The following is a 24,645-nucleotide window of genomic DNA, read 5'->3' on the forward strand; positions in this document are numbered from 1 at the left end:
CAGGAGTTGCTCCAGATAGTGATTAGCATTAATAATGGTCATAGGCTTCGCGCGTGTTGATTTTGTTTGGCGATAAAATTAGATCACAAACGAAGCCTTTTTTATATCTATTTCAATTGGTTGGCGCTAAAGATCCTGTACATGAATGACCTCTAGCCTCAATAGCGGCCTGGCCACCAGCCTGGCCGCTTCTTCCCTCCTCAGTGAGCCAGACTCACAGCGCTATCTGAGCCAGGCCAAGGCGCAGCGCAAGCCCTTTGTCACCTTCCTGATTGAAAACGACATCCTCGACAGCAAAGCCCTCGCCGATTTCTGCGAGCTGGAATATGGGGTACCTCTGCTGGATCTGGCGGCCTTCGATCTCGCCGAGATCCCGCAGAAATACCTCAATCAAAAGCTGATTGAAAAGCACCATGTCCTGCCCATCTACACCCAGGGGCATACCCTCTATATCGCCATGTCCGATCCGACCAATGTGTCGGCTCTGGAAGATTTTGGCTTCAGCTTCGGCCTGCATACAGAAGCCCTGCTGGTTGAAGAGAGCAAGCTGACCGCCGCCATCGGCAAGCTGATGGAGAGCGAGCAGGATACCCTGGGCATGGATCATATCGACGAGGCCGAGATCTCCGAACTCGAGGTCTCCGACGAGAGTTCCCGCCTCGACGAGAGCGTCAACACCGCGGACGATGACGCCCCCATCGTCAAATACATCCACAAGATCATGATGGATGCCATCAAGCGCGGGGCCTCCGACCTGCATTTCGAACCCTACGAGACCAAGTACCGGATCCGCTTTCGGGTAGACGGCATACTGCACGAAGTCGCCACGCCGCCGGTCAACCTGGCCAACCGCTTCGCGGCTCGCCTCAAGGTGATGGCGCGGCTCGACATTGCCGAACGGCGCCTGCCCCAGGATGGCCGGATCAAGCTCAAGATCTCACGCAACAGATCCATGGACATGCGGGTCAACACCCTGCCCACCATGTGGGGCGAAAAGATCGTGATCCGGTTGCTGGACTCCTCGGCCGCCCGGCTCAATATCGATCAGCTCGGCTTTGACGACCGGCAGAAGACGCAATACCTGCACGCCCTCTCCAAACCTCAGGGCATGATCCTGGTGACCGGCCCGACGGGGTCAGGCAAGACGGTGTCACTCTATACCGGCCTCAACATCCTCAACACCAGCGAGGTCAATATCTCCACCGCCGAAGATCCGGTCGAGATCAACCTGCCCGGCGTCAACCAGGTGCAGATCAATCCCAAAGCAGGGCTCACCTTCGCCAGCGCCCTGCGCTCCTTCCTGCGCCAAGATCCCGACATCGTTATGGTAGGGGAGATACGGGATCTGGAAACCGCCGAGATCGCCATCAAGGCCGCCCAGACCGGTCACCTGGTGCTCTCCACCCTGCACACCAACTCGGCGGCAGAAACGCTTACCCGGATGATGAACATGGGGGTGCCGGCCTTCAACATCGCCTCTTCGGTCACCCTCATCATGGCCCAGCGCCTTGCCCGCAAACTCTGCGATCACTGCAAGGCGCCGGAAGTGGTGCCGGAAGCCGAGTTGCTGGAGCTGGGCTTCACCCAGCAGCAACTGGCCGCCGGGTTGCGGCTGTTCAAGCCCGTGGGATGCAAGGAGTGCTCGGGAGGCTACAGAGGCCGGGTCGGCATCTATGAGATCATGCTGATGTCCGACAACATCGCCAAACTCATCATGCAGGGAGCCAACTCGCTGCAGATTGCCGCGATAGCCCAAAAAGAAGGGATGCGCACCCTGCGTACATCCGGCCTCGAGAAAGCGCGTCTTGGCGTCACCAGCCTGGCCGAAATCAACAGGATCACCACCAACTGAGTTCGCAGTGCCCGAGTCATCTCGCCGGGTGAAGCCGCTGCCATCACCCCGATGACCTTCTTCAAGCCAAGATGAGCCGGACAGGCAGCAGCATCCGGCCACCGTCGCCCAATTGCAGGATGCAGTGATGGCCACATTAGCTCAAAAACGCAACGCACCGAAAAAAGTCTTCTCCTACCGCTGGCACGGCGTCAACCGCAAGGGACAGAAGGTCTCCGGCGAGCTGCAAGCCGACAGCATCACCACCGTCAAGGCCGAGCTGCGCAAGCAGGGCGTCAATGTCACCAAGGTCAGCAAGCAGGGGCAGGGGCTGTTCTCCAAGGGCGGCGCCCGGATCAAGCCGATGGACATCGCCGTCATCTCCCGCCAGATCACCACCATGCTCTCCGCCGGCGTGCCCCTGGTACAGAGCCTGCAGATCATCGCACGCGGCCATGAAAAGGCGGCGGTGCGCGAACTGATCGGCCAGATCGCCGCCGATGTGGAGACAGGTACCCCGCTGTCCGAGGCGTTGCACCGTCACCCCCGTTACTTCGACGATCTCTATTGCGACCTGGTCGAGGCCGGGGAGCAATCCGGTGCCCTGGAGACCATCTACGACCGTATCGCCATCTACCGCGAGAAGAACGAAGCCCTCAAATCCAAGATCAAGAAGGCCATGTTCTATCCGTCCATGGTCATTCTGGTGGCCATCGTCGTCACCTCCATCCTGCTGCTCTTCGTCATTCCCCAGTTCGAGGATATCTTCAAGAGCTTCGGTGCCGAGCTGCCCGCCTTTACCCGGTTCGTCATCGCCATCTCCCGCTTTATGCAGGAGTGGTGGTACGCCATCTTTGGCGGCGCGGCTCTCGCCGTCTTCCTCTATGTGCGGGCCTGGCGAAAATCCCAGAAGGTCAGGGACAACACGGACAAGTTCATCCTCACCATTCCCGTGGTGGGCAACATACTGCACAAGGCGGCCATGGCCCGTTTTGCACGCACCCTCTCCACCACCTTCTCCGCCGGTATCCCACTGGTGGATGCCCTGGTCTCGGCGGCCGGAGCATCGGGCAACTATGTCTATCGCACTGCGACCATGGCCATTCGCAACGAGGTGGTGGCCGGCATGCAGATCAACGTCGCCATGCGCACCGTGGATCTTTTCCCCGACATGGTGACCCAGATGGTGATGATCGGTGAGGAATCCGGCGCCATCGACGACATGCTCTCCAAGGTCGCCGCCATTTTCGAACAGGAGGTGGACGACATGGTCGACGGCCTCACCAGCCTGCTCGAACCCATCATCATGGTGGTGCTCGGGGTGCTGGTCGGCGGCATGGTCGTGGCCATGTACCTCCCCATTTTCAAGCTGGGCTCTGTGATACACTGACCCCCTCGACAGAGGGCCGGGCGGTGCATTTCCCCCGGCCATCTGTCATCCCCGTTCCCGACACAAGCGATTGATCTATGGTGCCTTTGATCGAACTGGCCCAGGGCTTGCCCTGGCTCTATCTCTCCTTGATTTTCCTTTTCTCCCTGATGGTGGGCAGCTTCCTGAACGTGGTGATCCATCGCCTGCCCATCATGATGGAGCGGGCCTGGCATGCCGAATACAGCGACTATTTCGGTGACGGTGAAGAGACTCCTCCTGCAACCGGACGATACAACCTCATGGTACCTCGCTCCCGCTGCCCCCACTGCGACCACCCCATAGGGGCGCTGGAGAACATTCCCCTACTGAGCTGGCTATGGCTCAGGGGGCGCTGCCGCAACTGCCACGCCCCCATTTCGGCTCGCTATCCCCTGGTCGAGCTGCTCACCGCCCTGCTGTCGGTCTCGGTAGCAGCCGCGCTTTCCCCCGGCTGGGGCACCCTTGCCGCTTTGTTGCTCACCTGGACATTGGTCGCACTGACCTTCATCGACCTGGACAAGATGCTCTTGCCGGATCAGCTCACCCTGCCCCTGCTCTGGGGTGGCCTGCTGTTCAATCTGGCGGGCGGTTTCGTGCCCCTGGCCGATGGGGTGGTCGGCGCCATGGCGGGTTACCTGGTGCTCTGGAGCCTCTACTGGACCTTCAAGCTGCTGACCGGCAAGGAAGGGATGGGGTACGGGGATTTCAAACTGCTGGCGGCGCTGGGCGCCTGGCTCGGCTGGCAAGCCTTGCCCATCGTGCTGCTGCTCTCTTCGCTGGCGGGCGCCATCATCGGCATCGGTCTCATCCTGCTGCGCAACCACCACCAGGGCAAACCCATTCCCTTTGGCCCCTATCTCACCATCGCGGGCTGGATAACGCTGCTGTGGGGCGATAGCATCACCCGCTGGTATCTTGATGTCGTGCTCTAGCAAAAGGATCTCTGACCCATGTATGTAGTCGCAATCACAGGGGGAATCGGCAGCGGCAAGACCACGGTTGCCAACCGCTTTGCCGAGCTGGGCATCGAGGTGGTGGATGCGGACATCATCGCCCGCGAGGTAGTGGAGCCCGGCACCCCTGCTCTGGCTGCCATCGCCGCCCATTTTGGCCCGGATGTCGTTGCCCCCGATGGCCAGCTCGATCGCCGCCGGCTGCGAGAGCGGATCTTCACCGATTCGCAGGCCAAGGAGTGGCTCAATGCCCTGCTCCATCCCCTCATCCGCACCGAGATGCTGCGCCAGTGTGCGGCAACCCGCTCCCCCTACTGCCTGCTGGTCGTCCCCTTGCTGGTGGAAAACAGGCTCACTTCCCTCGCCGATCGGGTACTGGTGATCGATGTGGACGAAGCGACGCAAATCGAGCGTACCTGCCGCCGCGATGGCGTCACTCGGGAACAGGCCCAGGCGATACTGGCGTCCCAGGCGAGCCGCAGCGAGCGCCTGGCGATGGCCGACGACGTCCTGGACAACCAGAGTGGTACGAGTGAGACCATCTGGCAGCGAATTTTCGCCCTGCACCAGACATATCTGGCATTTGCCTCTCAACAAGCCCACCAACTGTGAGTACACTAGGCCGGTTTATGGCTGGCCAGGATTAGGCATGATTTACGATTTTCCCCTCAATGAAAAAAGCCGGACCTATCTTCGTCTGGAGTCCCTGTTTTCCCAGATCCGCGACAATCTGGAGAGTGACCAGTCCTGGGCACATATCGCCTTCTTCAAGGGGTTGTTCGATTTGCAGGAGTTGCTGGAGCGTGGTGACCTGCGTGCCGATCTGATCAAGGATCTGGAGCGCCTCGGCCAACGCCTGAGCCACTGGGCCAGTCTGCCTGACGTCGATCTCGAGCAGATCCAGCGGATGCAGCAGGAGAGTACCCAGCTCTCCCGCAACCTGCTAAACTCCCCGCGCCCCGGCGCCCGTCTGAAAGAGGATCGCCTGCTCGGCTCCATTCGTCAGCGCTTCTCCATTCCGGGAGGTCTGTGCGCCTTCGATGTGCCGCAACTGCACCACTGGCTGGCGACCCCGGCCGTCACCCGCCACCAGCAGATGCAGCAATGGCTGAGTGACATCACCCTGCTGATGAACGCCATCTCCCTGTTGCTGCGCCTGTGGCGCGAGTCGGGCAACTTCAGCGACCAGGTGGCCACCAACGGCTTCTTCCAGGATACCGCCGAAGGGGCTGAACTGATCCGCATCCGTCTGGCGGGCACCCAGCCCTGCTATCCGACCCTGAGCGGCCACAAGAACCGCTTCGCCCTGCGCTTCCTGCCGACGACGGAACAGCAGATAGGCGACGTCTCCTTCCAGCTCGCCTGTTGTTGAGGAGCGCCCCATGGTGACCAAGGTAAAGTGCCCGACCTGTCAGAGCGAGATCGAATGGGGTCCGCAGAGCCCGTTTCGCCCCTTCTGCAGCAAGCGCTGCCAGCTGATCGACCTCGGCGAGTGGGCGGATGAACAGAAGCGCATCCCGGGCGAGATCAACCCGGATCTGCTGCCCGATTCGGAACAGGGCGATCCCTGGCAATAAACACTTCACGATCAAAAAAGGGCCCTCAGGCCCTTTTTCGTTGGTATCGATTCCCTTTCAGGCAAGCGAGGCCTGCAACCGCGCGACGATGGGGCCGTTGGCATCCGGGAAGCGGTATTCGTGCAGCGAGGCCAGTGGCACCCAGCGACACTCCTGCCCCTCCTTGCCAAAGGGCTCGCCGTGGAAGCGGGTCACCTTCCAGATATCCAGCAAGACCTGCTTGTCGGGGTAATCGTGGTGCAGCTCCATGAAGGGGGCACAATCCTGCACCCGGATCCCGATCTCTTCCCACAATTCCCTGTCCAGCGCGGTGAGCAGATCCTCCCCCGACTCCACCTTGCCACCAGGAAACTCCCAGCGATCCCCCTGATGGCGATCGGCTGAGCGTTTGGCGATGAAGATATCGCCCCGTTCGTTCTCGATGACGCCCACCGCCACCCAGATCCGTTTCTTCTGTTCCATCATTGTCCTCAGCGTAAACACGGCAAACGGGCGATCCAGGGGGCAAGCCGAATGGCCTGCTGATCCCCCCGGGCCCTGAAGAGATCCTGCCCGACATGCTCATTGCCCGGCGGCGCAACCTGCGGCCAGGGCACCGCACCGGGCGGAGTGAAACAACGATCGTGTACCCGCGCGCTCTGGCGCAGATAGCGCCATAAACAGTCTCGCAAGAACCACTGGTCGATGTTCGGTGTTTCCATGGTACTGGGCTGATAGCTCGCCATCAGCGGCGCAAGGGGAGGCAGCACACCGGCCACACCGCCCCACATGCCGGCCAGCACCAGATCGGTGTGGCTCCACCAGTCACGCATGATATGGAACCAGCGCCCCGATGCAAGCCAGTCATCGACCGCCAGCCGCTCCCGCAGATTCATCACGGAGTCCGCATCGCGCACAAGAAAGCGCCCCACGCCGGGATCATTGGCGACCTGGAAGCGCCAGCAGAGGCGCTGACGCTGGGATTGGCCATCGGGCTGCACCTTTATCTCGGCGCCATGTTCCTGCAGGCAGGCCAGAAACCCCTGAGGGACACTGCCATCCACATAGAAGCGCACCCGCCAGCCAGGATAGAGGTAAGCTGCGGCCAGCACATTGTCGAGCGCTCCCCGCAAATAGCGAGGCTGTGCTCCCCACAAGGAGAAGGCGATGACTGCCTGCTTCTCCCCCTGCTCCGCGAGCCAGTCATCCGGCCCCTCTATCGGCAGCACCCACCCTGCGACAGGCTGCGAGACGGCCTCATCCTTGAGAGTCAGGGCACGGGTTCCCGCTTGTGCCGCTTCTTCATGGCGTCCTAGCTTGGCAAGGGAAGTGCAAAGCCCGTCATGGACCAGATAATCATCCGGCTCGCGCCGCACCAGTTCGACCAGGTGCATCACGGCCCGCTCATGTTGATCGGAGCGCGAGAGGCAGACACAGAGATTGCGCAGCACCTCAGTGTTATCGGGCGCGGATCGGTACGCCAGCGTCAGCACCTGGGCCGCCGAGGCGGGATCGCCGGACAAAAAGAGGTAATAGGCAAACTGCAGTTGCAGGGGAACAGATTTGTTCGTCTCTGCGTTCAGCCTGCTCAGCACACAACGGATCGCCTCCTGGCGTCTCTCCTGCAGCCAGTGCCCATGTGCCTCCCCATCCCATCCCGCCGGCAATCTGCTCATCGTCCCCTCCTTGGTCCGAAAATGAATACACCGCCCGAAGGCGGTGTATTCATCATGGCAGGGTGTCAGGTCAGCTGACCGTGACAGTGCTTGTATTTTTTACCCGAACCACAGGGGCAGGGATCATTGCGCCCGATCTTCTGCTCGTCGCGCACGAAGGTGGTATGGCCCTCGGCCCCACCCGTATCCTCGTCAGCCAGCTGGTTTTCGGCCGTGGCATGGGTGTAGGTACGGGGAGCGGCTTCGGCCTGCTGGCGCTGCTGCTCTTCCATCGCCTCCACATCCCGCTCCTGCACCTGTACCCGGCTCAGGATGCTGACCACGTCGCGCTTGAGGGTTTCCAGCATCTGGGTGAACAGATCGAAGGATTCGCGCTTGTACTCCTGCTTGGGGTTCTTCTGGGCGTAGCCGCGCAGATGGATGCCCTGACGCAGGTGATCCATGGCCGCCAGGTGCTCTTTCCACAGGCCGTCCAGGGTTTGCAGCATCACCGCCTTCTCGAAGTTGCGCAGCACCTCCTTGCCGACCAGCTCTTCCTTGTGGGCATAGAGCTTGGTGGCTTCATCCAGGATGCGTTCGCGCAGCTTCTCTTCATACAGCTTGTCGTCTTCCGCCAGCCACTGCTGCAGCGGCAGATCCAGGGCGAAATCGGACTTCAGACGCGCTTCCAGACCCGGCACGTCCCACATTTCTTCCAGGGACTGGGGCGGGATGTACTCGTCGATGATGGCGCCGTAGACGTCGTCACGGATGACGTGAATGGTCTCGGAGATGTCGTTGGTGTCCAGCAGTTCGTTGCGCTGCTCGTAGACCACCTTGCGCTGATCGTTGGCCACGTCGTCGAACTCGAGCAGGTTTTTACGGATGTCGAAGTTGCGACCTTCCACCTTGCGCTGGGCATTCTCGATGGCCTTGGTCACCCAGGGATGCTCGATGGCTTCGCCCTCTTCCATGCCCAGCTTCTTCATCATGCCGGTCACGCGGTCGGAGGCGAAGATCCGCATCAGGGTATCTTCCATGGAGAGGTAGAAGCGGGAGGAACCCGGATCACCCTGACGACCGGAACGGCCGCGCAGCTGGTTGTCGATACGACGGGATTCGTGACGCTCGGTACCGATGATGTGCAGGCCACCGGCCGCCAGCACTTCGTCATGACGCACCTGCCAGGCCGCTTTCAGCCCGGCAATCTGCTCGCTTGACGGGTTTTCCAGCTGGGCGATCTCCGCCTGCCAGTTGCCGCCCAGCACGATGTCGGTACCACGACCGGCCATGTTGGTGGCGATGGTGACGGCGCCGGTCTGGCCGGCCTGGGCGACGATCTCCGCTTCCATGGCATGGAACTTGGCGTTCAGTACCTTGTGCGGGATATTTTCCTTGGTCAGGATGCCGGAGAGCAGCTCGGAGTTCTCGATGGAGACGGTACCGACCAGCACGGGCTGGCCGCGCTTCACGCACTCGCGAATGTCCTGCACGATGGCCGCGTATTTCTCCTGGGCGGTCAGGTAGACGAGATCGCCCATGTCCTTGCGCACCATCGGCTTGTTGGTCGGGATGACCACGGTATCCAGGCCATAGATCTGCTGGAATTCAAAGGCTTCGGTATCCGCAGTACCGGTCATGCCCGCCAGCTTGTCGTACAGACGGAAGTAGTTCTGGAAGGTGATGGAGGCCAGGGTCTGGTTCTCGTTCTGGATCTTGACCCCTTCCTTCGCCTCAACCGCCTGGTGCAGACCGTCTGACCAGCGACGACCCGGCATGGTGCGGCCGGTGTGCTCGTCGACGATGACGATCTCGTCCTTCTGGACGATATAGTCGACGTTGCGCTCGAACAGGGTGTGCGCGCGCAGGCCGGCATTGACGTGATGCAGCAGGCTGATGTTGGTGGCGGAGAACAGGGAGTCATCCTCGGCCAGCAGTCCCTCTTTCTTGAGCAGCTCTTCCACGAAGATCTGGCCGTTCTCGGTCAGCAGCGCCTGGCGGTTCTTTTCGTCCACCGTGTAGTGGCCGTCGCCGGTGTACTCCTCGGAGTCTTCCTTGTCCTGCTTGACCAGCAGGGGGATCAACTTGTTGATCTGGGTGTACATGGCGGAGCTGTCTTCCGCCGGACCGGAGATGATGAGCGGGGTGCGGGCTTCATCGATGAGCACCGAGTCCACCTCATCCACCAGCGCGTAGTTGAGCGGACGCTGTACACGCTGCTCCGGCGAGAATGCCATGTTGTCGCGCAGGTAGTCGAAACCGAATTCGTTGTTGGTACCGTAGGTGATGTCGGCAGCGTAGGCATCGCGCTTCTGGGACGCATCCATGCCGGGCACGTTGCAGTCCACCGTCATGCCGAGGAAGGCGAACAGCGGGCGGTTGGCTTCCGCATCACGCTTGGCCAGATAGTCGTTCACCGTCACGACGTGCACACCGCGGCCGGTCAGGGCGTTCAGGTAGGCCGGCAGGGTGGCCGTCAGGGTTTTACCTTCACCTGTCTTCATTTCGGCGATGCGGTTGGAGTTCAGCACCATGCCGCCGATCAGCTGGACGTCGAAGTGACGCATGCCGAACACACGGCGGGAGGCTTCACGGACGGTGGCGAACGCCTCCGGCAGCAACTGCTCCAGTGTTTCGCCCTGCTCCAGACGTTGACGGTACTCGGCGGTCTTCGCCTGCAGTTCCTGATCGGACAGTGCCTCGAACTGAGGCTCCATCGCATTGATTTGTTTTACAATTTTGCGCAAAGCCTTGAGCGTTCTGTCATTCCGGCTGCCGATAATCTTGGTGAGCAGTGTGCTAATCATGGGTACCAACTGTTTTGGTTATATAAGCGTTCCGTCACTGGAACCTGAAGAAAAAACCTAACCCCGTCTGGCATTCAGAAAGCGCGCGGGGTTGACCTGACGACCATCTTTCAACACTTCGTAATGCAAATGAACTCCGGTTGCACGACCGGTTCGCCCCATCAGGGCAATCTTCTGGCCCTCATCGACCAGGGTGCCCACATCCACCAGCAACTTGGAATTGTGGGCATAGCGGGTGACCAGACCATTGCCATGGTCAATCTCCACCATGTTGCCAAACTCCGGATGGCGCCCTGCCCAGCTGACAATCCCCTTGCCTGTCGCCAGGATGGGGGTGCCGGGCCTGCCGCGGAAATCCACCCCTTTGTGCATCTTGGCGCGACCGTTGAACGGATCGACCCGCCCACCGAAGCCGGAGGAGATCCAGACACGCTCCTGCTTGACCGGTGAGCCGGGGATGAAACCCGCATCGGTGATATGGTGGTTCATGATGAAGGATTCAAGTACCGACAGCTGTTCTTCGCGGCTGCTGAGCTGACGGCTGAGGTGTTCCATGGAATCTTGCAGTTCACCCAGGCTGACTTCCAGGTCTGCATCGTAGGAAGGGCCGCCCATCGGGGGCAGCTCCTTGAAGTTGAACTCCTCGGGATCGAGGTCCGCCTTCTCGGTCAGGCGCTCGCCGAGGGCGTTGAGGCGACCAAGTTGTCCCTGCATGGTGCCCACCTGGGCGGCCAGCATGGCAAGCTGTTCGCGGGCTTCATCGGCCCCTTGCGTGGATTTTTGCTGCTGCGCCAGGGTCAGCGCCACTTCCAGCGCCTCCATTTTCTGCTGCCAGCTCTGCCAGAGCCAGCCGCCCCCCAAGGCCAATACAGTGAAGAGAATACCGCCGACCCAAGCCAGACGTTGTTTGGGTAAGTGCAACCTGCGGCGCTGCTTACCGTGGAGGATCAGGGTAATACTCATAGAAATCTGTCTTCTCGGTCAGGTGAGGCCAAGGGCCTGCACGGGCAATAAAACCGGGAGATAATCGGTATTAAAGGATGGAATAAACAAATGACAGGACGTCGGTGCGGAGAGATGACCGACGTCCTGTTGCACAGCTATCAGGCCAGAACCAGACCGTTGTCGTAGTAAGCGATAGGCGCTTTGTCGCCCTCACCCTCGAAGGTCACCAGTTCCCAGGCCTCCTGCTGGGCCAGCAGGGCACGCAGCAGCTTGTTGTTCAGGGCATGGCCCGTCTTGTAGGCACGGAATTCACCGATGATACTGCGATTGCACATGTACAGATCGCCGATGGCATCCAGCATCTTGTGCTTCACGAACTCGTCTTCGTAGCGCAGACCATCTTCGTTCAGCACCCGGTAGTCATCCAGCACCACGGCGTTTTCCAGGCTGCCGCCCAGTGCCAGGTTCTGGGAACGCAGGTACTCGATATCACGCATGAAGCCGAAGGTACGGGCACGGCTGATCTCTTTCACGAAGGAGCTGCCGGAGAAGTCCAGCACGCAACGCTGGTTGCGGCCTTCAAACACCGGATGTTGGAAATCGATCTCGAGATCCATCTTGAAGCCGTTGCGATAGGGGTGGAATTCCGCCCACTTGTCGCCGTCTTCAACCCGGATGCTCTGCTTGATCCGCACGAACTGCTTGGGCGCGTTCTGTTCACGAATACCCACTTCCTGCAGCAGATAGATGAACGGATGCGCACTGCCGTCCATTACCGGGATCTCGGGGGCATCAACCTCGACATAGAGGTTGTCGATCCCCATCCCGGCCAGAGCGGCAGACAGATGTTCGATGGTCGACACGCGAACACCGGCTTCGTTCACCAGAGCGGTACAAAGCACAGTATCACGCACCTGATCGGCGTTGGCTGGCAGCGCGACCACAGGATTCAGATCGGTACGCAAGTAAACGATCCCTGTGTTAACAGGCGCCGGACGGAACGTCATAGTGACTTTCCGGCCCGAATGCAGGCCCACACCGGTGGCCTGGACACTCGTTTTCAAGGTTCTTTGTCTAATCATGGGCGTATCCGCTTTAACAGCTCAAATTCCTGACCAGATGGTCGTTGCCGGGCCATCTTAGCACAATCCTTAAGCAACAAACAAACCAGAGCCATCAGAGGCTTAGTCTGCCTGCTTGCGCAGGAACGCAGGAATATCGAGATAATCCGGTTCGCGACGAGCTTGCGGCTCGGCGTTCACCACCTTGGCCGGGGCCTCTTCCATCACGCGAGACTGCAGGGCTTCGCTGATCAGGGGCTGACGGGCCGGACGCTCTTGAACCATGTTGTTCTTGACCAGGGTGATGTCGGGCTTGCGCTCGGCACCGATACCGGTCGCTACTACGGTAACGCGCAGTTCGTCGTGCATTTCCGGGTCGATTACGGTACCCACCACCACGGTGGCGTTCTCGGACGCGAAGGCCTTGACCGCGTTACCCACGGTCTCGAACTCTTCGATGGTCATGTCCATGCCGGCAGTGATGTTGACCAGGATGCCGCGGGCACCGGCCAGATCCACATCTTCCAGCAGCGGGCTGGAGATGGCCTTCTCGGCCGCTTCTTCGGCACGGTCGTCACCGGAGGCGGAGCCGGTACCCATCATGGCGGTACCCATCTCGCGCATCACGGTACGCACGTCCGCGAAGTCGACGTTGATGAGGCCCGGGCGGGTGATCAGCTCGGCGATGCCCTGTACTGCACCCAGCAGCACGTCGTTGGCCGCCTTGAAGGCGTCCAGCAGGGAGATGCCGCGACCCAGCACCTTCAGCAACTTATCGTTGGGGATGGTGATCAGGGAGTCGACGTTCTTGGAGAGCTCTTCGATGCCGTGAGCGGCGAAGCCCATCCGCTTCTTCCCTTCGAAGGAGAACGGCTTGGTCACGACGGCAACGGTCAGGATACCCATCTCGCGGGCCACTTCGGCCACGATCGGTGCAGCACCTGTACCAGTACCACCACCCATGCCGGCAGCGATGAACACCATGTCGGAACCGGTCAGCAGCTCGCGCAGCGCTTCCCTGTCTTCCATGGCGGCGTCACGACCCACTTCCGGGTTGGCCCCGGCACCCAGCCCCTTGGTGATGCCACCGCCGATCTGCAAGGTGGTATTGGCACTGGAGTTGCGCAGTGCCTGGGCGTCGGTGTTCACGGTGATGAACTCGACACCTTCGATGTTTTGACGAACCATGTGCTCGACTGCGTTGCCGCCGCCGCCACCCACACCTATCACCTTGATGACGGCTTCGTCAGTGTGGCTATCCATAAATTCAAACATGTTGTCTCTCCGCTTTATTTGCCTGACTCAGCAAAATCTTTAGAACTCGCCACGCAACCAGTTGCTGACCCGTTTGACCAGCCCACCTACGCTTGCCTTGGCGGCATATTCCTTGTTACTGCCGGTGGATTGGTTGGTGCGGCCGTACTGCAACAACCCGACCGCAGTCGAGTACACCGGTGCCTGTACGTAGTCACTCAATCCCCGGATATTCATGGGCTCGCCTACCCGGACCTGGCTCTGGAAGATCTGCTCTGCGCACTCCACAATGCCTTCGATCTGGGCCGCGCCACCGGTCAAGACCACACCGGCGGCCAGCTGATGCTTGACCCCCTGTGCCTTCAATTCGCTCTGCACCCGCACCAGCTCATCATTCACCATGGAGAGCAACTCGGTGTAACGGGGTTCAATCACTTCCGCCAGTGTCTGCCGTTGCAGGCTGCGCGCCGGGCGACCGCCGACACTGGGCACTTCGATATTGTCTTCCTTGCTGACCAGGCGGCCGAGGGCGCAGCCGTAGCGCACCTTGATCGCTTCCGCATCCAGCGGCGGCGTGCCGAAGGCATAGGCGATGTCGCTGGTCACCGTGCTGCCCGCATAGGGAATCACCTTGGTGTGACGCAGGGCACCGCCGGTAAAGAGCGACATGTCCATGGTGCCGCCACCGATGTCCACCACGCAGACACCCAGCTCCTTCTCGTCTTCGGTCAGCACGGCGTAGCTGGAGGCCAGGGCGGAGAAGATCAGCTGATCCACCCGCAGACCCACCTTCTCCACACACTTCTCGATGTTGCGCGCCATGTCGTTGTGGCAGGTGATGAGATGCACCTTGGCTGCCATCCGCACGCCGGAGAGGCCGACCGGGTTCTTGATCCCTTCCTGATAGTCGATGGCGAACTCCTGGGGCAGCACGTGCAGCACCCGGAGCTCGTCAGACAACCGCACCGACTTGGCGGTGTGGATGACGTTGTCCACATCCTCCTGGGTCACCTCTTCGTCGGAGATGGGCACCATGCCGGTCTCGTTGCGGCAATCGATGTGCTTGCCGGACAGCCCCAGATAGACAGAACTGATCTGGCAGTCTGCCATCATCTCGGCCTCTTCCACCGCGCGGCGCAGGGACTTGACCACGGAGTCGAGGTCATTGACCCCGCCCTTCTCCATACCGCGAGAAGCGTGGCTGCCCATGCCGATGACATTGAGTTCGCCATCAGGCAATACTTCGCCAACCAGTACCGCCACCTTGGTCGTGCCGATATCCAGTCCGACAATCAAATTTCTATCTGCGGTGTTGGTCATTCACTTTCTCTTCGCTTTTCTTCCAGCCAACTGCCATCCCGGTGTCGTATCGAAGATCCACGTAAGCAACCCGCTCACGGGGCTCGATGACCGGAAAGGCATCGATAAACCGCTGCAGACGAAGCGCGATATCCGAGCGCCCCACAAACAGCTGAATGTTGCCATCCAGGGTCAGTTCCCAGGCATGGCGGGGGGTCAGATTCACCCCCAGCAACTTGTATCCCTTGGCCGCCAGCAGCGTTTCGTACTGATGGCTGGCTTCCAGCACCTTGGCGGCCTGATCATCGGGCCCGGACAACTGCATCAGGGGCTTCTTCACCCTGTCCGGTGCACTGAATACCTCACCCTTGGTGTTGACGAAGCGGTTACCGTTCCAGCGAGCCGCCACATCCTGTTCCGTGAGATAGACCTTGATCTTGTTCGGCCACTTCTTTCGTACCGAGACCTGGGCCACCCAGGGCAGAGCGTTCAGACGCGCCTGCAATTCGTTCACATCCAGCTCGAAGAAGTTGCGAAGTTCGGCACCATCCAGCACGGCAGCACGCAACTCATCGGCCTTCAAATATTCGTGTTGCCCCTGCAGCAACAGCTCGCTCATGGGCAACCGACTGGCATCCGTCAGCCAGTCTTTAACATCCAGCGCAGTCTGGTAGAGCCCCCACATGACCAGGATGAAAAATGCCACCCCGGCGATGAAGCCCCCCTTGGTGCGCCCTTGTGCCCTTGCCTCCACCCGATCGATCCCCGTAAAACGCGCCATGCCGGTCACTTGCAGACCGGTTCGCCATTATATAGGCCTCGGCTTGGCGGTCAAAATACTCATTGGGCCCTCAGGCACCGGATTTCATGCTATCCACGCTCAATTTCATCTCGCCGAGACGACGGGCCAGCGCACCGACGTTACCCGCCCCCTGGGTCAATACCAGATCCCCCTCGCCAATCAGGTCGGCCAGCACCGCGGGCACATCGTCCGGCGTTGCGACAAAGATGGGCTCCAGGGTGCCGCGGGAGCGGATGGAACGGCACAGGGCACGACCATCGGCACCGGGAATGGGCTCCTCACCGGCGGCATAGACCTCCAGCATCACCAGCACGTCCACCTTGGAAAGCACATCCGCGAAATCTTCGTAGAGATCCCGGGTACGGCTGTAGCGGTGCGGCTGGAACACCATCACCAGCCGCTTCTCGGGCCAGCCGGCGCGAGCGGCGTTGATGGTCACCTTCACTTCGCTCGGGTGATGACCGTAATCGTCCACCAGCATGGCCTTGCCACGGCCGGTTTCAAACTCGCCATATTGCTGGAAGCGGCGCCCCACCCCTTCAAACTTGGAAAGTGCCTGGATGATGGCCTCGTCGCCGATGCCGTCTTCGGTTGCCACCGCGATGGCGGCGGCGGCGTTGAGGGCGTTGTGGATGCCCGGCAGATTCAGGGTCACCTCCAGCTCACCCGCCCCTGCACGGCGCACCCGGAAGCGGCTGCGATTGCTGGTCTGCACGAAGTCCAGCACCTGCACATCGGCATCATCGCTCAGACCGTAGGTGAGGGTAGGACGGGCGATCTCCGGCAGCATGCCGCGGATCACGGGGTCATCCACGCACACCACGGCCAGGCCGTAGAACGGCAGATTGTGCAGGAAATCGATGAAGGTGGCCTTCAACCTGGAGAAATCGCCACCATAGGTGTCCATGTGGTCCGCTTCGATATTGGTCACGATGGAAACCATGGGTTGCAGATGCAGGAAGGAGGCGTCGCTCTCGTCCGCCTCGGCAATCAGATAACGGCTGCTGCCCAGGCGGGCATTGGTGCCGGCGCTGTTGAGCAGACCGCCGATGACGAAGGTGGGGTCGCGATCCGCCTCGGCATAGATGCTCGCCACCAGACTGGTGGTGGTGGTCTTGCCGTGGGTCCCGGCAATGGCGATGCCGTGACGGAAGCGCATCAGCTCAGCCAGCATTTCGGCGCGGCGCACCACGGGAATACGCAGCTCGCGGGCAGCCAGCAGCTCGGGGTTGTCCTGCTTGATGGCGGTGGAAACCACCACCACGCTGGCACCGTCCACATGCTCGGCACTGTGACCGACAAAAATGTGTGCGCCCAAAGAGGCCAGGCGTTCGGTCACCCCGTTGCGGGCCAGATCAGAGCCGGTCACCTGATACCCTTCATTGGCAAGCACTTCCGCAATACCGCCCATACCGGCGCCACCGATGCCGATGAAGTGGATGCGACGCACGCGGCGCATTTCGGGGATAACGGTACGCAGTTTTGCCAGTTCAACCTTGGTCATAGTTCTTTCTCAATTCGTGGCCACAGGCCATTTTCATTCGGCGACATTCATCAGTTCGAAGACAGAAGCGGGGCCTTGGCGGCACATCTTGGCCTTCCATCTCGTTTGGCTCAGCCGGTGGCGAGCCGTTTGCACTCATCGGCAACCCGTTCGGCAGCATCGATGATGGCGACCCGGCGCGCGGCCTGGGCCATGTTCAACAGGGTTTCCCTGCGCCCGGCGAGCCAGGATAGGCGCGACGCCAGCGCCGCCGGTGTCAGCTCGGACTGGGGCAGGAACTCGGCCGCTCCGCCGTCGACCAGGGTCAGGGCGTTGCGGGTCTGGTGATCGTCCACCGCATGGGGCAGGGGCACGAAGATGGCGGCCACACCGGCAGCGGCCACTTCGGAGACGGTCAATGCGCCGGCGCGGCACACCACCAGGTCAGCCCAGGCATAGGCATCCGCCATGTCCTTGATAAATTCACTCACCTCGGCCTCGACCCCCAGCCCGGCATAGGAGGCAGCCACGGCCTCCCCGTTGCCCTTGCCGCACTGGTGACGCACCTCGATGGGCACACCGGCAGCTGCAACCGCAGGAGGCACCTGCTCGTTGAGGACCCTGGCCCCCAGGCTGCCACCGACCACAAGCAGGCGCAGAGGATCGCTGCTGCTGCGCAGTTGGGGATCCGGCAGCGCCACCACCTCGGGGCGCACCGGGTTGCCCACCACGGCGGTACGGGCATTGGGGGCGAAGGCACCCGGGAAGGCCATCAGTACCCGCCTGGCGATACGGGCCAGCAGCTTGTTGGTCAGGCCGGCGGCGGCATTCTGCTCGTGCAGCAGCAGCGGAATGCCGGACAGCCAGGCGGCCACGCCACCCGGGCCGGAGGCGAAGCCCCCCATGCCCAGCACCACATCGGGCTGGATGGTCTTGAGCACCTGGCGGGCCTGCAGCACGGATTTGATGACACGGTAGGGCGCCGCGAGCAGACGCTTGATGCCGTTGCCACGCACCCCCTGGATGTCGATGAAGGAGATGGGATAACCATGGGCAGGCACCAGCTCCGCCTCCATCCGGTCGGCAGTGCCAAGCCAGTGGATGGTCCAGCCCTGGGCCTTGAGGCGATCGGCGACGGCCAGGCCGGGGAACACATGCCCCCCGGTACCACCCGCCATCACCAGTAACGTCTTGCTCACGCAACCTCCCGCACGCGCGCCTGGGCACTCGCCTGGCGCAACTCGAAATCGATACGAATCAACATGCTCACCGCCACCATCATGATGATGAGACTGGAGCCGCCATAACTGACCAGCGGCAGGGTCAGCCCCTTGGTAGGCATCATGCCGCTGGCGGCACCGACGTTGACGAAAGTCTGGAAGCTGAACCAGATGCCGATGCCGATGGCCAGATAACCTTCATAGAGCCGCTCGGCCACCAGCGCCTGGTGACCCAGCTTGAGCGCCTTCACCGCCAGCGCAAAAATCAGGAAGAGTGCGCCAAGCACCCCCACGTAGCCCAGCTCTTCGCCCAGAATGGCGAACACGAAGTCGGTGTGGGCCTCCGGCAGGTACTCCATCTTCTGGATGGAGTTGCCGAGCCCCTCGCCAAACCAGCTCCCCCGACCAAAGGCCATCAGGGACTGGGTCAGCTGATAGCCGCTGCCGAAGGGGTCTGCCCAGGGGTCGAGGAAGGAGGTCACCCGCCGCATCCGGTAGGGCTCCGCGATGATCAGGGTAACCACGGCGCTCACCCCCACCAGGATGAGACCGATGAACTGCACCAGCCGGGCACCGGCCAGGAACAGCATCCCGAGGGAGGTGACGAACATCACCACCACTGACCCGAGATCCGGCTGGGCCAGCAGCAGGATGGCCACCACGAACAGCACCGTCATGGGTTTCATGAAACCGATGAAGCGTTCGCGCACCTCGCTTTGACGGCGCACCAGATAACCCGCCAGATAGACGAACAGCGCCAGCTTGCCGAACTCGGCCGGCTGCAAGTTGAAGGGGCCCAGCGGCAGCCAGCGTACCGAACCGTTGACGCTGCGGCCCACCAGCAACACCATCACCAGCAGCACGATGGCCAGCAACAACATGGGGCCGTTGTAGTGCTGCCAGCGTGCCATGGGCACCTGCAACACGAACCAGGAGATCCCCAGCGCCATCACCAGGAACATGCCGTGGCGCTTCACGAACATGAAGGGATCGTTGTTGATGGCGATCCCCTCAGGAATGGAAGCGGACGCCACTATTACCAGCCCGACGCCCATCAGGGCGAGGGCCAGTACCACCAGTTGCCGATCGTAGAGACCGGCGGGGCGTGCCGGTAGCAACCAGCGCTGCAAGAATCCCGCAACCATGCGCAGGGCGTTCATAAGCCCATCACCAGTTCGGTGAAGCGATCGCCGCGCGCTTCAAAGGATTTGAACTGATCCAGGCTCGCGCAGGCCGGCGCCAGCAGCACCCAGTCACCAGGCCTGGCGTCGGTCGCCGCCTTGGCGACAGCAGCGTCAAGATCGGCAACCCGCTCGGTCTGTTCGCCCAGGGCCAGCAGCACCTCGGCATCCTGACCAAAGCAGTACATGTGATCGATCTGGCTGCCGAGCAGCGCCTGCACCGGGCCGAAGTCCTGCCCCTTGCCCTGGCCACCGGCCAGCAGCAGCAGGCGGCCCTTGACCGCTTCACGCACCCCGGCCACGGCGGCCAGGGTCGCCCCCACGTTGGTGGCCTTGGAGTCGTTGATCCAGCGCACCCCATTTACCTCCCGCACGAAGCGGGCACGGTGAGGCAGCCCTTCAAAGCGGCGCAGCACGGCAAGTTGTGCCTCGCGGGGAATGCCCACCGCATCGCACAGGGCCATGGCCGCCAGGGCATTGGCCTGGTTGTGGGCACCCACTATCTTCATCTCGTCCACCGCCAGGAGCGGCTCACCGTGCAAAGTCAGCCAGTGACGGCCCTCCAGCTCGCAGCGACCGTAGCCGTTGCAGTCGAGGCCGAAACTCTGCCACACCTGACCCACATCGGGCAGGGTCTGGGGATCGTCGCGATTGATCAGGATGTGCTGGGAGTGCTGATGGATCTCCATCTTGGCGGCGCGGTAATCCGCCATGCCGGTATAGCGATCCATATGATCTTCACTGAGGTTCAAGACCACGGAGGCGGCGGCCCGCAGGCTGTAGGTGGTCTCCAGCTGGAAGCTGGAGAGCTCCAGCACGCAGAGATCCATGGGCTGCTTGAGGAGCGACAGCGCCGGGATGCCGATATTGCCCCCCACACCGACCTTGAGTCCCGCCTCGGCGATCATCTCACCCACTAGCGTGGTGACCGTGCTCTTGCCGTTGGAGCCGGTGATGGCGATGACGGGCGTCTGGGTTTCACGCACGAACAGTTCGATGTCACCGACGATGCGCACCCCGAACTCGGCGGCGGCCTTCAACTCCGGAGTCGCCAGGGCGATGCCCGGACTCGCCACTATCATGTGCGCCTGCTTGAGCCGCTCAGCGTCCAACCCGTGGATGAGCTCCACCTCGGGGGGAAGCTCGTCCTTGCCCGGCGGATTGGCACGGGTGTCCATCACCAGCGGCGTGACGCCGCGGTCGAGGAAGTAATCGACGCAGGAGAGTCCGGTTTTGCCGAGTCCGATGATGATGACCATGGCTTACCTCACCTTCAGGGTGGCGAGGCCAAGCAGCACCAGCATGAGGGTAATGATCCAGAAGCGCACGATGACGCGCGGCTCCGGCCAGCCCTTCTTCTCATAGTGGTGATGGATGGGGGCCATGCGGAAGATCCGCACGCCGCGCAGTTTGTAGGATCCGACCTGCAGGATCACCGAGACGGTCTCCATCACGAAGACGCCCCCCATGATCACCAGCAGGAACTCCTGGCGCACCAGCACGGCGATGGTACCGAGCGCGCCGCCCAGGGCCAGGGAACCGACGTCCCCCATGAAGACCTGGGCCGGGTAGGTGTTGAACCAGAGGAAGCCCAGGCCCGCGCCCACGATGGCGGTACAGACGATCACCAGTTCGGAGGTGTAGGGCACGTAGGGAATGTGCAGGTAGTTCGCGAAGTTGACGTTACCGGTCGCCCAGGCGATCAGGGCGAAGCCCCCCGCCACCATCACGGTGGGCATGATGGCGAGGCCATCCAGGCCATCGGTCAGGTTGACCGCGTTGGAGGTACCGACGATGACGAAGTAGGTCAGCAGGATGAACATCAGGCCGAGCTGGGGCATCACATCCTTGAGGAAGGGGACCACCAGCTGGGTCTGACCATCGTGGGTGGCCGTGGCGTAGAGGAAGACTGCCACACCCAGCGCGACGGCGGACTGCCAGAAGTACTTCCAGCGGGCGATGAGGCCATCGGTGTTCTTGCGCACCACCTTGAGATAGTCATCGGCAAAGCCGATGGCACCATAGGCCCCCAGCACGAACAGCACCAGCCAGACATAGGGGTTATCGAGGCGGCACCAGAGCAGCACAGAAGTGAAGATGGCGGCAATGATCATCAGGCCGCCCATGGTCGGGGTGCCCTTTTTGCTGAGGTGGGATTCGGGACCGTCGTTGCGGATCACCTGGCCGAACTTCATGATCTGCAGGCGACGGATGAGGCGCGGCCCCATCCAGAGCGCCACCACCAGACCGGTGATGATCGACAGGATGGCGCGAAACGTCAGGTAGGAGAAGACGTTGAAGAAGGTGAAGTGCGGGGTGAGCAGTTCCGCCAGCCAGACTAGCATGTGGCTGACTCCTGATGGCCCTTGACCATCTCGACGATATCTTCCATGCGGGAGCCACGGGCGCCCTTGACCAGAATCGAAATTTCCTGATGTGTCTTTATCATTTGCGCAAGCACTTCAAACAACGACGCCTTGTTATCGAAATGTCGGCCAGCCGCGGCATCTGCGGTGTGGCGACTCTGTTCCCCTACGGTCAGCACGGCATCGAGGCCCTGCTCACGGGCGTGGTGTCCGACCCGGGCATGCTGCGCGGCGGACTCCTCACCCAACTCTTTCATGTCACCGAATACCAGCACCTTGTAGCCGTTCATGGCGGTCAGGGCATCGATACCCGCCAGCACGGACTCCACGCTGGCGTTGTAGGTGTCATCCACCAGAGTGAGGCCACCCCAGCGTTGCACGCAGAAACGGCCCTTGACCGGCGCCATCTGCTCCAGTCCCGCCTTGACGGACGCAAGCGATGCGCCCAGGGCCAGGGTACCGGCGGCAGCAGCCAGGGCGTTGGCCACGTTGTGGCGACCCGGAATGGCCAGGGTCAGATTCATCTCTCCCTGGGGCGTCACCATCACGAAGCCGGCACAACCCTGCTCGTTGAGCACGATGTCGCGGGCGTGGAACGGCTGACGCTGATCCTCAAGGGAGAAGGCGCAGTGGATGCCCTTTTCACGCCACTTCGGCCAGAACTCGTTGTCGGCATTGACGATGGCGGTGCCGCCCTCGCCTAACCCTTCGAAGATTTCGCTCTTGGCATGGAACACCCCTTCCAGGGAGCCAAAGCCTTCCAGGTGCGCGGCAGCGACGTTGTTGATGATGGCGGCGTCGGGTCTGGCGAGCGACGTGGTCCAGGCGATCTCGCCCGGGTGGTTGGCTCCCAGCTCCATCACCGCGAACTGGTGTTGCGGCTCGAGGCGCAGCAGGGTCAGCGGCACCCCCACCTCGTTGTTGAAGTTGCCGGCGGTGGCCAGCACCTCCCCTTCACAACGCAGGATGACCGTCGCCATCTCTTTCACCGTGGTTTTGCCACAGCTGCCGGTGATGGCGAGCACTTTCGGATTGATGCGCTCGCGCACCAACCTGCCCAGACGCCCAAGCCCCTTGAGGGTGTCGCCCACCACCAGTTGTGGAATGGCCAGCGGCAATTCGCGCTCCACCAGCAGGGCACTGGCGCCGGCGGCAACCGCCTGGTCGCAGAAATCGTGGGCGTCGAAACGCTCGCCGCGCAGGGCCACGAACAGCGCCCCCGCGCCCAGGGTACGGGTGTCGGTGCTGACCGCCGTGATCTCATGGTCGTCCCCGATCAGACGGGCATCGAGCACCTGCGCCAGGTCGGCAAGCCTGAGGGTCATCATTTGAATGACTCCATTAATGTGTGCAAGGCGGCTGCGACGGTTTCCCGATCGCTGTAGTGCCGCTTGTCGGTTCCAATGATCTGATAATCCTCGTGGCCTTTGCCGGCCACCAGGATGATGTCCTCTTTGCTCGCTTGGCTCAGTGCCAACTGGATTGCCTTTGTCCTGTCATGCTCAATCTGCACGGCGCCGGGATCGCGAAGACCCGCCACCATGTCGGCCATGATCCGGGCCGGCTCCTCGGTACGGGGATTGTCGTCGGTCAGGATCACGCAGTCCGCATGCTGCTCCGCCATGGCAGCCATCATGGGACGCTTGCCGCGATCCCTGTCGCCACCACAACCCACCAGGCACCAGAGCCGGCCGTGACAGTGCACCCGCAGGGCCTGCAATGCCTTCTCCAGCGCATCCGGGGTGTGGGCGTAATCGACCACGGCGAGCGGCGCATCGCCACCGCCGAAGCACTCCATGCGACCGGTCACCGGTTGCAGTCTGGGGGCCGTCGCCAGCAGGTCATCGAAGTCGTAGCCGAGCACCAGCATGGCGCCCATGGCGCCCAGCACGTTGCTGACGTTGAAGCGGCCGAGCAAGGGGGCGGATAATACACCATTCCCCCAGCTGGAGTTAATGCGCGTATCAAAACCTTGTTGGTGGAAATGGGGATCCTGCGCCGTCAGTTGTCGTCCAGCATGGTTTTCAATCGGACCATGAACCCCGAAGGCCACCGCACCGGGATAGGTCGCCAGCCATTGCCGTCCCAGATGGTCATCGGCGTTGATGACGGCGCAAGGCTCATCCACCAGCTTCAGCAGCTCCTCCTTGGCGGCGGCATAGGCCTCCATGGTGCCGTGATAGTCCAGATGATCCCGACTCAGGTTGGTGAAGACTGCCGAGGCAAACGGCAGGGCCGCCACGCGATGCTGCACCAGACCGTGGCTGGAGACCTCCATCGCCACCAGATCAGCCCCCTGCTGCTGCAAGGCGGCCAGATTGGCCTGCACCTGGACCGCGCTGCCCGTGGTGTTCTCTGCTTCGATGAGCTCGCCAAACAGACCGTTGCCTATGGTGCCCATGACCCCGGCCTTGCCCCCCAGCAGGGTGCGCCAGTTGGCCACCAGCAGGGCCGTGGTGCTTTTGCCGTTGGTGCCCGTGATGCCCACCAGTTGCAGCTTTTGCGCAGGGTGACCGTAGAAATGACCGGCCAGCTCGGAGAGGCGAGCGGGAAGATCCCTCATGCCGATGCAGGGGATCTGGGTCGCCGGAGGGACGAATTCTCCGTCCTCCTCAAACAGCACGGCGGTCGCTCCCTGAGCCACCGCCTGTTCGATGAAGCGCCTGCCATCCACCTGATGGCCACGAATCGCCACGAAGAGCGAGCCGGGACCGACCCGCCGGCTGTCGAGCTGGAGATCGGTGAGGGAAAGCGCTGGGGCATCGATGCCGAAGCGGCTCATCAGTTGATCAAGTGTGCGGGGCGGCATGGGAAGCCTCCG

21 protein-coding genes are annotated in these 24,645 nt (G+C 61.7%); 6 read left to right on the plus strand and 15 right to left on the minus strand.

Annotated elements, in window-relative coordinates; translation table 11 throughout:
- The first annotated feature begins 145 nt into the window (after positions 1–145).
- The 6 genes from tapB to yacG all read left to right on the plus strand — a co-directional run bounded on the left by tapB (position 146) and on the right by yacG (position 5,772).
- Positions 146–1,852 (plus strand): PilB family type IVa pilus assembly ATPase TapB, encoded by a 1,707-nt coding sequence (gene tapB / locus J9892_RS05270; RefSeq protein ID WP_041213997.1) that lies wholly within the window; start codon positions 146–148, stop codon positions 1,850–1,852.
- A 127-nt stretch (positions 1,853–1,979) separates the two neighbouring features.
- Positions 1,980–3,221 carry a type II secretion system F family protein gene (locus J9892_RS05275; protein WP_210538041.1) on the plus strand — a complete coding sequence of 414 codons (1,242 nt, stop codon included), beginning with the start codon at positions 1,980–1,982 and terminating at the stop codon, positions 3,219–3,221.
- Between the two features lie 77 nt (positions 3,222–3,298).
- Positions 3,299–4,174 carry an A24 family peptidase gene (locus J9892_RS05280; RefSeq protein WP_052814465.1) on the plus strand — a complete coding sequence of 292 codons (876 nt, stop codon included), beginning with the start codon at positions 3,299–3,301 and terminating at the stop codon, positions 4,172–4,174.
- An 18-nt stretch (positions 4,175–4,192) separates the two neighbouring features.
- Positions 4,193–4,807: a dephospho-CoA kinase gene (gene coaE / locus J9892_RS05285; protein ID WP_052814464.1), complete on the plus strand. Its 615-nt coding sequence runs from the start codon at positions 4,193–4,195 to the stop codon at positions 4,805–4,807.
- Positions 4,808–4,844: 37 nt separating this feature from the next.
- Positions 4,845–5,567: a cell division protein ZapD gene (zapD, locus tag J9892_RS05290; RefSeq protein ID WP_010675825.1), complete on the plus strand. Its 723-nt coding sequence runs from the start codon at positions 4,845–4,847 to the stop codon at positions 5,565–5,567.
- Positions 5,568–5,577: 10 nt separating this feature from the next.
- Positions 5,578–5,772: a DNA gyrase inhibitor YacG gene (gene yacG / locus J9892_RS05295; RefSeq protein ID WP_103858092.1), complete on the plus strand. Its 195-nt coding sequence runs from the start codon at positions 5,578–5,580 to the stop codon at positions 5,770–5,772.
- Positions 5,773–5,829: 57 nt separating this feature from the next.
- On the opposite strand, the gene mutT is transcribed toward yacG, so the two are convergent.
- The 15 genes from mutT to murE all read right to left on the minus strand — a co-directional run bounded on the left by mutT (position 5,830) and on the right by murE (position 24,633).
- Positions 5,830–6,234 carry an 8-oxo-dGTP diphosphatase MutT gene (gene mutT, locus J9892_RS05300; protein ID WP_171864957.1) on the minus strand — a complete coding sequence of 135 codons (405 nt, stop codon included), beginning with the start codon at positions 6,232–6,234 and terminating at the stop codon, positions 5,830–5,832.
- A gap of 8 nt (positions 6,235–6,242) precedes the next feature.
- On the minus strand, positions 6,243–7,427 hold the full coding sequence (locus tag J9892_RS05305) for a tetratricopeptide repeat protein (RefSeq protein ID WP_103858093.1): 1,185 nt from the start codon (positions 7,425–7,427) through the stop codon (positions 6,243–6,245).
- Positions 7,428–7,492: 65 nt separating this feature from the next.
- Positions 7,493–10,213, minus strand: a complete 2,721-nt coding sequence (gene secA / locus J9892_RS05310) for a preprotein translocase subunit SecA (RefSeq protein WP_103261558.1) — start codon at positions 10,211–10,213, stop codon at positions 7,493–7,495.
- A gap of 57 nt (positions 10,214–10,270) precedes the next feature.
- A complete protein-coding gene (locus J9892_RS05315; RefSeq protein ID WP_039040495.1) occupies positions 10,271–11,176 on the minus strand; it encodes a M23 family metallopeptidase in 906 nt (301 codons plus the stop codon).
- A 140-nt stretch (positions 11,177–11,316) separates the two neighbouring features.
- Positions 11,317–12,240 carry a UDP-3-O-acyl-N-acetylglucosamine deacetylase gene (gene lpxC / locus J9892_RS05320; RefSeq protein WP_010675831.1) on the minus strand — a complete coding sequence of 308 codons (924 nt, stop codon included), beginning with the start codon at positions 12,238–12,240 and terminating at the stop codon, positions 11,317–11,319.
- A gap of 102 nt (positions 12,241–12,342) precedes the next feature.
- Complete coding sequence (gene ftsZ, locus J9892_RS05325; RefSeq protein WP_005305686.1) at positions 12,343–13,494, minus strand: cell division protein FtsZ; 1,152 nt, start codon at positions 13,492–13,494, stop codon at positions 12,343–12,345.
- A 39-nt stretch (positions 13,495–13,533) separates the two neighbouring features.
- Positions 13,534–14,793 carry a cell division protein FtsA gene (gene ftsA / locus J9892_RS05330; RefSeq protein WP_010675832.1) on the minus strand — a complete coding sequence of 420 codons (1,260 nt, stop codon included), beginning with the start codon at positions 14,791–14,793 and terminating at the stop codon, positions 13,534–13,536.
- A complete protein-coding gene (locus J9892_RS05335; protein ID WP_029314839.1) occupies positions 14,774–15,526 on the minus strand; it encodes a cell division protein FtsQ/DivIB in 753 nt (250 codons plus the stop codon). The genes ftsA and J9892_RS05335 overlap by 20 nt, the downstream gene beginning before the upstream one ends.
- Positions 15,527–15,623: 97 nt before the next feature.
- A complete protein-coding gene (gene murC / locus J9892_RS05340) occupies positions 15,624–17,078 on the minus strand; it encodes a UDP-N-acetylmuramate--L-alanine ligase (RefSeq protein ID WP_041211792.1) in 1,455 nt (484 codons plus the stop codon).
- A gap of 110 nt (positions 17,079–17,188) precedes the next feature.
- The gene (gene murG, locus J9892_RS05345) at positions 17,189–18,256 is read right to left on the minus strand and encodes an undecaprenyldiphospho-muramoylpentapeptide beta-N-acetylglucosaminyltransferase (RefSeq protein WP_010675835.1); all 1,068 of its coding nucleotides are present in this window, start codon (positions 18,254–18,256) and stop codon (positions 17,189–17,191) included.
- On the minus strand, positions 18,253–19,437 hold the full coding sequence (ftsW, locus tag J9892_RS05350) for a cell division protein FtsW (RefSeq protein WP_182721735.1): 1,185 nt from the start codon (positions 19,435–19,437) through the stop codon (positions 18,253–18,255). Before ftsW ends, murG begins: the two co-directional genes overlap by 4 nt.
- Complete coding sequence (gene murD, locus J9892_RS05355) at positions 19,434–20,717, minus strand: UDP-N-acetylmuramoyl-L-alanine--D-glutamate ligase (protein ID WP_052814461.1); 1,284 nt, start codon at positions 20,715–20,717, stop codon at positions 19,434–19,436. Before murD ends, ftsW begins: the two co-directional genes overlap by 4 nt.
- Positions 20,718–20,720: 3 nt before the next feature.
- Positions 20,721–21,803, minus strand: coding sequence for a phospho-N-acetylmuramoyl-pentapeptide-transferase (gene mraY / locus J9892_RS05360; protein WP_010675838.1), 1,083 nt, complete (start codon positions 21,801–21,803; stop codon positions 20,721–20,723).
- Positions 21,797–23,152 carry a UDP-N-acetylmuramoyl-tripeptide--D-alanyl-D-alanine ligase gene (gene murF, locus J9892_RS05365; RefSeq protein WP_052814460.1) on the minus strand — a complete coding sequence of 452 codons (1,356 nt, stop codon included), beginning with the start codon at positions 23,150–23,152 and terminating at the stop codon, positions 21,797–21,799. Before murF ends, mraY begins: the two co-directional genes overlap by 7 nt.
- Entirely contained in the window at positions 23,149–24,633 is a 1,485-nt protein-coding gene (gene murE, locus J9892_RS05370; protein WP_182721734.1) for a UDP-N-acetylmuramoyl-L-alanyl-D-glutamate--2,6-diaminopimelate ligase, read from the minus strand. Before murE ends, murF begins: the two co-directional genes overlap by 4 nt.
- Positions 24,634–24,645: the final 12 nt, after the last annotated feature.

It is taken from the genome of Aeromonas sp. Prich7-2, assembly GCF_017939255.1.
GTDB classification, from domain to species: Bacteria; Pseudomonadota; Gammaproteobacteria; order Enterobacterales; family Aeromonadaceae; genus Aeromonas; species Aeromonas caviae.